The sequence below is a fragment of the Belnapia sp. AC561 genome (genome assembly GCF_979252845.1).
Map to the genome: position 1 here is coordinate 21,080 of NZ_CEEDBP010000056.1, position 6,483 is coordinate 27,562.

Genomic DNA, 6,483 nt, shown 5'->3' on the forward strand with positions numbered 1-6,483 from the left:
CGTCACTCCAGGAGGAAGCCCGCATCCAGCGCCGGGCGCGCGCGCGGCGGCGCCGTGCCGCGCGCGACCTGCCGGCGGAACAGGATGCGGTCGAGATCGGTCGCCGGCCGGTAGCCATCGGTCGGCGCGGCAAGTCCCTGCGGGTCGGAGACCGGACGCACCAGGTAGGGCGTGACGATGATAACCAATTCGGTCTCATTCCGCTGGAACCGATTGGAGCGGAACAGTGCGCCGAGCACTGGGACGTCGGTCAGGCCGTTGATCCCGGCATCGGTCAGCGTCGTGTTCCGCTGCAACAGGCCGGCGATGGCGAAGCTCTGACCGCTGCCCAGTTCGACTGTGGTTTCCGCCCGGCGGACATTCAGCGCAGGAATGGTCACCGTGCCGCTCGACAGCGGAACGGTGACGGAGCCGTTGCTGGTCAGCTCGCTCACCTCTGGCCGTACGCGGAGGTTGAGCCGGTCGGGCCCCAGCACCGTGGGCACGAAGGCCAGGCTGACGCCGAACTGTTTGAACTCGATCGTGATAGCGTTGCTGTTGCCGCTCGCCGCCACCGGTACCGGAAATTCGCCACCCGCCAGGAAACTCGCCACCTCGCCTGATTGGGCAGTAAGGTTTGGCTCCGCCAGCACGGTGATCAGATTGTCCTGCGCCAGTGCGTCGATGACAGCGTTGATGTCGAAGCGCGACGAACGATAGCCGAGGCCGAGGCGGTTGGGCGGCGTAGTCCCCACCGCTGTCAGGGCACCGACCACCGCGCCCGCGCCGCCGGTGCGCAGGCCGATCAGCCAATGCGAGGCATCGCTGGCGAGGGATTGCCAATTGAAGCCGAGTTCCCGCGTCACTTGGCGCGAAATCTCGGCGACGCGGACGCGGACGTTCACCTGGATCGAGGACAGCAGCGTGAGGGAGTTGAGCACCTCCCTCGCATCGCCGGCATAGGCGCGGGCGATGCCCTCGGCCCGCTGCGCATCGGCCGCCGCCGGGACGGTGCCCGACAGCACCAGCCCCTTCTGGCCGAGGGCCGTCACCACGATGCCCTCCCCACCGCGCACCAGCCGGCGGATCGCCGCCTGCACCGCACCCGCGCTGAGCGGCGCCGCTGCCGTCGGCGCGGTCGTTTCGCCACCCGCCGCCTGGGGCGCGAGGCTGCCTCGGCCGGGCTGCACCAGGATGTCGTATTCGGCGATCGCCGTGCCGTCCTCACCGGTGGCGACGACCGTGGTTCGCCCCGCCGCCACCGCCATAAGGAAAAGACTGGTGGGCGAGGCCGGCTGCACCCGGGCGATGCGCGGGTCCGCCGCCATGACCGTGCCCGCGGGGCCCGGCAGTTGCAGGAGCCTCCCGCTGCCTGCTTCGAGCACCACCGCGACAGGCACGGCCGGGCGCGGCGCCGCGGCGGGAGGCTGCGCCGGCAGCCCCATGGCGCGCGGGGGCCAGCCCGGCGGGCGGTCCTGGGCCGCCGCGGCCAGCGGCCAGGTTAGCAGCATCGTGGCGAGCAGCATCGTGGTATGGCGGTTCATCGGAACGTCACCTCCTGGCTGCCTTCCCCTTGGATGACGCGCATCCGGACGCCCTCGGACAGGGCAGAACGCCCGAGGGCGGAGGAGACGTCGCCGCCGAAGACCACGCCCGATGGCCCGGCCGCCTCGGCCCCGACCCTGGCTTCCGCCCCGGTCTTCGCCTCGGGCATTGCGCGCACCGTCAGGGAGATCCGGCCCAGCCGGCTGCCGACTGCCACGCGCTCCGCCTGCTCGGGCGTGACCTCGAGCGTGATGGTACGGGCGATGCGGTTCGGCACGGCATCGGCCGCCGTCGCGCCCTGAGTAAATTGCTGGTCGACGGCGATGACGCGGACATCAGCCAACAGGGTTTCGCCGACGACCCGGCGGGCCAGCGGCACATCCCCAGCCGGCAATTCCTGCGTCAGGATGAGGTCCACTTGGTCACCCGGCCAGATCAGGCCGGCGGTACCGGTCACCACATCGACGCCGACCGAGATCGCCCGCATCGCCGGGCGCAGCACGGCGGCGAGGAAGCCGCGGTCCCGCGCGCGCAGCACATCCGCCCGCCCGACCGCCTCCCCGGGTTCGACGTAGCGGCGGAGCAGCGCGCCGCGCAGTTCGGCACGCGTCTCGTCGCTCGGCGCGAGCGCGCCCTGCGGCACCTGCGCCGCCGGCATTTCGCTGATGCGGAAATCTTCGTCCTTCAGCAGCGTCCCGGCCGGCAACGGGCGGTTGGCGACCAGGATGCGCGCGGCGAGCGGCGGCGGAAGCGGCGGCGGCGGGGCGGCGACGCGAGGCGCCGAGGCCGGCGTCAGCAATTGGAAGCCGATGGCGCCGAGCCCCACCGCGCTGAACATCAGCGACAGGATGATAAGCAGGCGGAGCAGCATGGCTCAGCCCCCCGGGGCGGCGAGCATCACCAAGATGCCGCCCCCCGCGATGGCGACGCCATAGGGGACGGGGCCGCGACGGCGGACGCGCCAGGCTTCGACCCTGGCGATGCGGCGCAGTAGCATCGCCTGGCCGGTCTGCTGCGGCCGCGCCACCAGCCAGGGCCCGGCGAGATAGCCGAGGCCGAGCAAGCCGCCGACCATGGCCGTGGCAAAGACGAAATCCCAGGCCAGCGCCGGCGGCAGGCCGACAGCCATGGCGACGGCGAGCTTCACGTCGCCCCCGCCCATCAGGCCGCGCAGCGCGACCGCGAGGAGAACGACGAAAAGGATGAGCGCCACGGCGAGCGACAGGACCGCTTCCGATCCGCCTAGGATGCAGCGGCTGGCGAAGCCGGCTGCCGCTAGCAGGCCGCAGACCGGGTCGGGGATCGTGCGCGTGGCAACGTCGCGCCAAGCGGCGGCGCTGAGCAGGGCGGTTGCGGCAAGGAAGAAAGGCCAGGAGATCACCGGCGCACCTGCTGCACGTCCAGGCATGAAGGGGAAAGCCGCGGGTCCCGGCCCGCCGGGTGTAGGGCGGCGGGCCGGGCCGATGAAAACGTCACGCCGACGGCGTCTTAGTTGCCTGCGCTGGACTGGGTGGTTGTGACCTTGGTGCCGATACCGGTGAAGGCATCCGCCAGAGGCTGCTTGAAGGCGCTGGCCGCACCACCGACGACGACGACGATGCCGACGGCAAGGATCGCGTATTCCGCGGCCGACACGCCCTTGCGGTCCGTGACGGTGGCCGCGACGCGACGCAGGACGTAACGAAGCATGGCCCTGATTCCTAGTTGCCCGAGGTGGACTGCGTGGCCGTGATTTTGGTGCCGATACTGGTGAAGGCACTGGCCAGCGGCGCCTTGAAGGCGCTGGCAGCGCCACCGACGACGACGACGATGCCGACGGCAAGGATCGCGTATTCCGCGGCCGACACGCCCTTGCGATTCGTGACGATGCCGGTGAGCCGACGCAGCAAAGATGACATCGCGGAGTCCCTTTCGTTGTTAAAAGCCATGGTCCCAGCCAAGACAATAAGCCGCGGCTTAGGCATTTAAGTGTGTTCACCCCGGTAGCACTGACCATTAAGGATTCGGCAATACCGACCCAGGGAATACAACCTAAAGTTATATTCTGTCGTGAGTCAACGCATATCAGGAGCATATACTCGCTTTTTTTCAATAGCTTATGCGAAAGGTACAGACAGGTTTGTTGGTTGTATAATGTCCTCTCATTACGCTTGCTCTACTCTGGGTAGCTTCCTAATCTGATTCTTGCTTCCAAAGGTTGCCGTCTTCCGGGGACTAAATGCCTGCACCGATTGTGATCGCGCGGTCGCTTTCCGACCGGCGCGGGCCGTGGCGGCCCCGCCGGCCAAACACCCGGCCGGCGCTGCTCGATGCGCGTGGTGCCACCTCGGTCCTGCTCGCTGTGGCCGCCACCATGCTGCTGGGCTTCGCCGGCCTCGCTGTCGAGGCGGGGGGCTGGTACCTCTCGTTGCGGCATGCCGTTACCGCCGCCGACCTCGCCGCGATGGCCGGCGCCACCGCCCGCGCGAGCGGCGCCGATTATGTTGCGGTCGCACGCAATACCGCCGCGCTGAACGGCTTTTCCGCCGCCGGGGAGGTAACGGTGGGCCCACCCGCGGGCGGAACCCATACCGGTGACTCCACCGCCGTCGAGGTCGTCGTCGCTCGGCAGCAATCCATCGGCCTCGCCAGGCTCTTTCTCGGCACGCCGCCGGTGGTGCGGGCGCGTGCCGTGGCGAGCTCGAACATCGAGGAGAATGTTTGCGCGCTCGCGCTCGGCGGCGGCCTCGTGCTCGGCGGCAACAGCACCACGGATGCGAACCGCTGCTTCCTTGGCTCCAATGCGGCGGCACCGAACGGCATCGGCGTCGTCGGCAGCGCGCGGGTGCGGACGACTGGCCTGGTAACGACGGGAAGCTGCAGCGGCTGCGCCGGCGGCGATGTCTGGACCGACGACACGCGGGCGACCCGCCCGCAGGTCAATGCCAATCGCCCCAATCCCATCACCGATCCCTTTGCCGGCCTGCAGACCTGGACGCCGGCCCCGCCCACCTGCTTGAACCCGGCGATCGACCTGAAGAAGGGCCCGGTCACGCTCTCACCCGGCAGCGCGATCTGCACCTCGCTCACCATCGGGCCGCAACAGGCGCTTAACCTCAATCCCGGCGTCTATTATTTCAACAACGCCAGCCTCGACGTGCAGGGTAGCTTCAGCGGCAGCGGCGTCACGCTGGTCTTCACCGGCGACCCGGACCGCATCGGCACCATCTCGGTTAATGCACAGGCCAAGGGCAGCCTTACCGGGCCCAACGGTTCCCTCATCCCCGGCCATCCCGAGGCGGCCGGGTTGCTGCTCTACCGGGATGCCCGCGCGACCAACAACGGATCCGCCAACGAGGTCCACCTCAACGGAGGCGCGCAGATGTACCTGTCCGGCGGCTTGTACTTTCCGACCTCGGACGTAGTGGCCAACGGCCACAGCGACATGGGATCCACCTGCTTCTCGGTCATCGGCTACAGCCTGTCCTTCTCGGGCACGGCTGATACGCAGGTCGATGTCACGGGCTGCAAAGGCTACACGCCCTATGCGACGCTCAGCATCGTCCGCCTGGTGGAGTAGCGCCATGATGCAGCCTCTCGGCCGGCGCGGCGTCTCCGCCGCCGAATTCGCCATCATGGCGCCGGTGCTGATCCTACTGGTTCTCGGTACCTACGACCTGGGTAATGCCATTCAGCTTGGCCTGCGGCTCGAACGAGTGGCACGAGCCGGCGCCGAATACGCGATCGCCAATTCTTCCGACGAGACGGCCATCAAGAATTTCATGCTTAGCGCTTCACCGGACCTTCTTGCTGCCGAGGTCACCGTGAGCTGCGGCTGTGCCGGGGTGGCGATGGCGAGCTGCTCTGCCTCATGCGCCAGTACCGCGGCGCGCACTGTCTCGATCGCCGTGCAACGCAGCGTCACGCCCCTGTTGCTGAGCGCCGTCTCCAAGGGAGTGGGTAATGCGGTCGTACGCCTGCGTTAGGACGAAATTTTGCCACATGCTTCGACCGCGCCGTGGGCTGAGTACACGAGGCACAGCAAGCCTGGAATTTGCTTTGGTCGGGACCCTTCTCATGACTCTGCTTTTCGGCAGTGTCGAACTAGGACGGTTCATGATTTCGCTGCACGCTCTGCGCACGACAGCGGCCGATGCCGCCCGCGCCGTGGCGTTGCAGGGCGCCGCCAACCTCAATGCGGCGCGCGCGCCCTGCGCCGGCCTGAACGGGCCGCTATCAGCATATCATGGCCGCGCCGTCGTCCTCGGCAGTGCGGTGACGACAGTGACGATGAGCGGTTGTGTAACCCTTGGTTCGGTGACGACGGTGACCGTTACGGTATCACTACCCTTTGCCATCATCATTCCCGTCTTCAGCGGGGTGGGTCCCTCCCTGCAGGAGGTGGCACAAGCGGCCTTTCACTGACACTACCAGACGACCCGAAGCGCTTGTGCCTCGGTCGCCACCGACGTTACGATTGGGTATGTAGTCCCGGGGTGAGGGTAAGCGCGACTTTGAGGCAGTTATTGCTGGCGCATGATGATTAGGAGATTTTCGCGGGCGCCCAGTGCCAAAGCACCAGTTCATCGATTTGGTTGGGCCAACGGTTGACTAGGTGGGCCCGCAAGTCGGTGAAGTGAGCTGCGGATTGACGCCGTTCAGCTTGCAGGTTTCGATCAGGGACGCCATGGCTGCCAATCTGGCGCCGCCGTCATCGTCACTGGCGAACAACGCATTCTTTCGACTGACCGACCGTTTGGAAAAACTGATTAGGTAACGATGCGACGGAGCATGATGCGCGACATCGCTGCGTGGATTATGGGTTCTCCTGTTACAGGCAGGCATTCGTAGTCGCGTGCGAGCCTGCGTGACCGCGATAGCCAGGCAAAAGTACGCTCCACCACTAGAGCGGTTTCCAGCCTGACTGAATCGCTTGTGATCCCACGGGCTGCACGATGGTGATTCAGTTGCCCCTCGGCA

Annotated in this window: 9 protein-coding genes; 3 read left to right on the forward strand and 6 right to left on the reverse strand. The window is 67.3% G+C overall.

The features are described from left to right. Nucleotides 1-2 precede the first annotated feature (2 nt). From AC0IW9_RS28065 to AC0IW9_RS28085, 5 genes are all read right to left on the reverse strand, one after another. Nucleotides 3-1,523 (reverse strand): type II and III secretion system protein family protein, encoded by a 1,521-nt coding sequence (locus AC0IW9_RS28065; protein WP_471651602.1) that lies wholly within the window; start codon nucleotides 1,521-1,523, stop codon nucleotides 3-5. Continuing rightward, nucleotides 1,520-2,395: a Flp pilus assembly protein CpaB gene (cpaB, locus tag AC0IW9_RS28070; protein WP_471651603.1), complete on the reverse strand. Its 876-nt coding sequence runs from the start codon at nucleotides 2,393-2,395 to the stop codon at nucleotides 1,520-1,522. Before cpaB ends, AC0IW9_RS28065 begins: the two co-directional genes overlap by 4 nt. 3 nt (nucleotides 2,396-2,398) lie before the next feature. Beyond that, nucleotides 2,399-2,905 carry an A24 family peptidase gene (locus AC0IW9_RS28075; protein ID WP_471651604.1) on the reverse strand — a complete coding sequence of 169 codons (507 nt, stop codon included), beginning with the start codon at nucleotides 2,903-2,905 and terminating at the stop codon, nucleotides 2,399-2,401. A 107-nt stretch (nucleotides 2,906-3,012) separates the two neighbouring features. Further along, a complete protein-coding gene (locus tag AC0IW9_RS28080; protein ID WP_471651605.1) occupies nucleotides 3,013-3,213 on the reverse strand; it encodes a hypothetical protein in 201 nt (66 codons plus the stop codon). Between the two features lie 11 nt (nucleotides 3,214-3,224). Further along, the gene (locus AC0IW9_RS28085; RefSeq protein WP_471651606.1) at nucleotides 3,225-3,422 is read right to left on the reverse strand and encodes a hypothetical protein; all 198 of its coding nucleotides are present in this window, start codon (nucleotides 3,420-3,422) and stop codon (nucleotides 3,225-3,227) included. A 320-nt stretch (nucleotides 3,423-3,742) separates the two neighbouring features. On the opposite strand from AC0IW9_RS28085, the gene AC0IW9_RS28090 reads away from it, so the two are divergent. From AC0IW9_RS28090 to AC0IW9_RS28100, 3 genes are read left to right on the forward strand one after another with little or no spacing between them, the layout of a single operon-like run. Further along, nucleotides 3,743-5,083 carry a pilus assembly protein TadG-related protein gene (locus tag AC0IW9_RS28090; RefSeq protein ID WP_471651607.1) on the forward strand — a complete coding sequence of 447 codons (1,341 nt, stop codon included), beginning with the start codon at nucleotides 3,743-3,745 and terminating at the stop codon, nucleotides 5,081-5,083. Between the two features lie 4 nt (nucleotides 5,084-5,087). After that, the gene (locus tag AC0IW9_RS28095) at nucleotides 5,088-5,489 is read left to right on the forward strand and encodes a TadE/TadG family type IV pilus assembly protein (protein ID WP_471651608.1); all 402 of its coding nucleotides are present in this window, start codon (nucleotides 5,088-5,090) and stop codon (nucleotides 5,487-5,489) included. Nucleotides 5,490-5,505: 16 nt separating this feature from the next. After that, nucleotides 5,506-5,928 (forward strand): TadE family protein, encoded by a 423-nt coding sequence (locus AC0IW9_RS28100; protein WP_471651609.1) that lies wholly within the window; start codon nucleotides 5,506-5,508, stop codon nucleotides 5,926-5,928. A gap of 344 nt (nucleotides 5,929-6,272) precedes the next feature. Here AC0IW9_RS28100 and AC0IW9_RS28105 read toward each other — a convergent pair whose 3' ends face one another. Next, entirely contained in the window at nucleotides 6,273-6,407 is a 135-nt protein-coding gene (locus AC0IW9_RS28105; RefSeq protein WP_471651610.1) for a transposase, read from the reverse strand. Nucleotides 6,408-6,483 lie beyond the last annotated feature (76 nt).

Coding starts and splice junctions, on each gene's coding strand:
- AC0IW9_RS28065 (WP_471651602.1), bottom strand. CDS start 1,523: ATGAACCGCCATACCACGATGCTGCTCGCCACGATGCTGCTAACCTGG.
- cpaB (WP_471651603.1), bottom strand. CDS start 2,395: ATGCTGCTCCGCCTGCTTATCATCCTGTCGCTGATGTTCAGCGCGGTG.
- AC0IW9_RS28080 (WP_471651605.1), bottom strand. CDS start 3,213: ATGCTTCGTTACGTCCTGCGTCGCGTCGCGGCCACCGTCACGGACCGC.
- AC0IW9_RS28085 (WP_471651606.1), bottom strand. CDS start 3,422: ATGTCATCTTTGCTGCGTCGGCTCACCGGCATCGTCACGAATCGCAAG.
- AC0IW9_RS28090 (WP_471651607.1), top strand. CDS start 3,743: ATGCCTGCACCGATTGTGATCGCGCGGTCGCTTTCCGACCGGCGCGGG.
- AC0IW9_RS28095 (WP_471651608.1), top strand. CDS start 5,088: ATGATGCAGCCTCTCGGCCGGCGCGGCGTCTCCGCCGCCGAATTCGCC.
- AC0IW9_RS28100 (WP_471651609.1), top strand. CDS start 5,506: ATGCTTCGACCGCGCCGTGGGCTGAGTACACGAGGCACAGCAAGCCTG.